At 64.8% G+C, this 2,984-nt stretch carries 2 protein-coding genes; one reads left to right on the top strand and one right to left on the bottom strand.

Annotation, left to right across the window (positions count from 1 at the left end):
• The coding region (locus tag ABNS06_RS01040) for an RluA family pseudouridine synthase (protein WP_348672077.1) at positions 1 to 756 on the bottom strand (756 nt) is incomplete at its 3' end.
• A 280-nt stretch (positions 757 to 1,036) separates the two neighbouring features.
• On the opposite strand from ABNS06_RS01040, the gene ABNS06_RS01045 reads away from it, so the two are divergent.
• A partial coding sequence (locus tag ABNS06_RS01045) for an Rne/Rng family ribonuclease (RefSeq protein WP_348672079.1) occupies positions 1,037 to 2,984 on the top strand: 1,948 nt, incomplete at its 3' end.

Raw genomic sequence — 2,984 nt, forward strand, 5'->3', positions numbered from 1 at the left:
GTCTCCATATTTAAGGTCTCCGACCACCGGATGCCCCTCGTGAGTGGCATGCACGCGGATCTGATGGGTTCTGCCGGTCCCAAGCCTGGCCTCGAGCAGACTCAGCCTGCGGCGCCGGTCCAGCGCATCAAAGTGGGTGATGGCCACCTTGCCCTCGGCATCGGCCTTCACCGTGCGCTCCCCACCGGTCCGGGCCGAGGTGTCCAGCGCGGCACTAACGGTTCTGGGCCCGCCCTTCCAGCGCCCGTGAACCAGTGCCTGGTAGACCTTCTCGGTCGCCTCGCTGCCCAGCGCCTGCCGCGCCCGGCGCAGCGGTTCACCCCGTCGGGCGCAGACCAGCACCCCGCTGGTGTCACGATCCAGTCGATGCACCAGATCGAACTCGTCGCCGTGAATCTGGCGCAGGCATTCGATCACGCCGAACGGCACGCCGGAGCCACCATGGACGGCCATGCCTTCAGGCTTGTCGATGATGATGAAATCGCCGTCCGTCTCGAGGATTGCTTCGCGCAGGCGGCTGACCAGCCGCTCCGGCGGTGGTCCAGCGGCGCGATCGGCGGTGCGCACGGGCGGGATCCGCACCTGATCACCACGTTCGACACGCGTGCTCGGCTTGACCCGACCACCATTGCGGCGGACCTGACCACTGGAGAGCAATCGGTAGACATGCGATCGGGGAACGCCCTTGAGCTGACCCAGCAGCAAATTGTCGATGCGCTGGCCGTCTTCGGCGGCGGTCACTTCGTGATACCGCACCTTTGGAGATTTCTGTGGCAAACTAGCTCCGCTGAATGACCGTTTAGATCGGCATCACAGCCCGACCCACCACGAGAAACACCCTCTGAGGTGGCGCCGGTGGGCAGATCGGCCCGTCTATTCGTAGATCTTAACTCTGATCACGCGTTTCAGGGATTCCGACTGCACCAATTCGAAGCTGGCTTGCGCCGCTGACCATGCGCGCAGGCTGCACAGGGATAAATCGCGCTCCCCTCCGCTCCGCGGTTGGTTCGAGCGCGCGCAACTGGATTAACACAACATGAAACGCATTCTCGTGAACGCAACGCAGCGCGAAGAGCTGCGCGTTGCGATCGTCGATGGACAGCGTCTGGTCGATCTCGACATCGAGATGGAACAGCGCCAGAGCCGCAAGGCCAACGTCTACAAGGCCCGCATCACCCGGCTGGAACCCAGCCTGGAGGCCGCATTCGTCGAGTACGGCGGTGATCGGCACGGCTTCCTGCCACTCAAGGAAATCTCCCGCAGCTACTTCACCGGTGATCCCGGCGAGGGGCGGCCGGACATCAAGAAGGTCCTCAAGGAAGGTCAGGAACTGATCGTCCAGGTCGAGAAGGAGGAGCGCGGCACCAAGGGCGCGGCGCTGACCACCTACCTGAGTCTGGCCGGCCGCTTCCTGGTGTTGATGCCGAACAACCCGCGCGCCGGCGGCGTCTCCCGCCGCGTCGAAGGCGATGAGCGCTCCGAACTGCGCGAGGCGATGGCCCAGCTCGAGATTCCGGACGGCATGGGCGTGATCGCCCGCACCGCCGGCATGGGCCGCACCGCAGAAGAACTGCAATGGGACCTGAACTACCTGATCGAGCTCTGGACCGCGATCGAGCGCGCCTCGGGCGAGATCAAGGCGCCGCATCTGATCTATCAGGAATCCAGCATCATCATTCGTGCGCTGCGTGACTACCTGCGCCCGGACATCAACGAGATCCTGATCGACAACCAGAAGCTCTTCGATCAGGCGCAGGAGTTCATGCAGGCGGTGATGCCGCAGAACCTGAGCAAGCTGAAGATCTACGACGACCGGATTCCGCTGTTCTCCCGGTACCAGATCGAAAGCCAGATCGAGACGGCTTACCAGCGCGAGGTGCGCCTGCCCTCCGGTGGTTCAATCGTCATCGACTACACCGAAGCGCTGACCGCCATCGATATCAACTCGGCGCGCGCCACCGGCGGTGCGAGCATCGAGGAAACCGCGCTCAACACCAACCTGGAAGCGGCCGAGGAAATCGCCCGCCAGCTCAAGCTGCGCGACCTGGGCGGCCTGATCGTGATCGATTTCATCGACATGGGGCCCAACAAGAACCAGCGCGAGGTGGAAAACCGCCTGCGCAACGCGGTGAGCAGTGATCGCGCCCGCATCCAGATCGGCAAGATCTCCCGCTTCGGCCTGCTGGAGATGTCGCGCCAGCGGCTGCGTCCGTCGCTGATGGACCATACGCAGAGCAAGTGCCCACGCTGTGACGGCAAGGGCCAGATTCGCTCCATCGACTCCACCGCGCTGTCCGTGCTGCGGCTGGTCGAGGAAGAAGCGATGAAGGAAAAGACCGCTCGCGTCGAGGCGCAGCTGCCGGTCACCGTCGCCGCCTACCTGCTCAACGAAAAGCGCGTGGATGTCGCGGCCATCGAAGGCCGCACCGGCGTCGGCGTACTGCTCCTGCCGACACCGGGCATGGATCATCCGCATTTCGAGATCCAGCGCATCCGCGGCGACCAGCTGAAGGACATGCCCGAGTTCAGCCATGAGCTGATCCGGCCGCGGACCGAAGACGTCGCGGACATGCTCAGCAACAAGCCGGAAGAGAAGAAGAAGCGCGTCCAGCAGCCCGCGGTGAGCCAGCTCGTACCGTCATCACCGATTCCGCCGCCGAAGCCGAAGGAAGAAGCGCCCGCTCAACCCCCGGCTGTCGTCGCTCCGACGCCGAGCCTGTGGACGCGGATCTGCACGGCCCTGTTCGGCGCGCCCAAGCCGGCACCTGAAAAGAAGGAAGCGACACCGCAGCGCAGCAGTCGCGAGCGCGACAGCGGTCAGTCTCGCGGTCAGAACCGTTCGGGGACGTCCCGCAACCAGCAGAGCCGTCGGCGCAACAACCGTAGCGGTGGCGCCGAGCGCGGCAGCCAGCGTGACCGCAAGCCACGCCAGCCGTCTCGCGACGGCACGGCGGGCAAAGCCGCCTCGGATCAGGGTGGCGCAC

This window comes from uncultured Abyssibacter sp. (assembly GCF_964000955.1).
In the GTDB taxonomy this organism is placed as follows: Bacteria; Pseudomonadota; Gammaproteobacteria; order Nevskiales; family OUC007; genus Abyssibacter.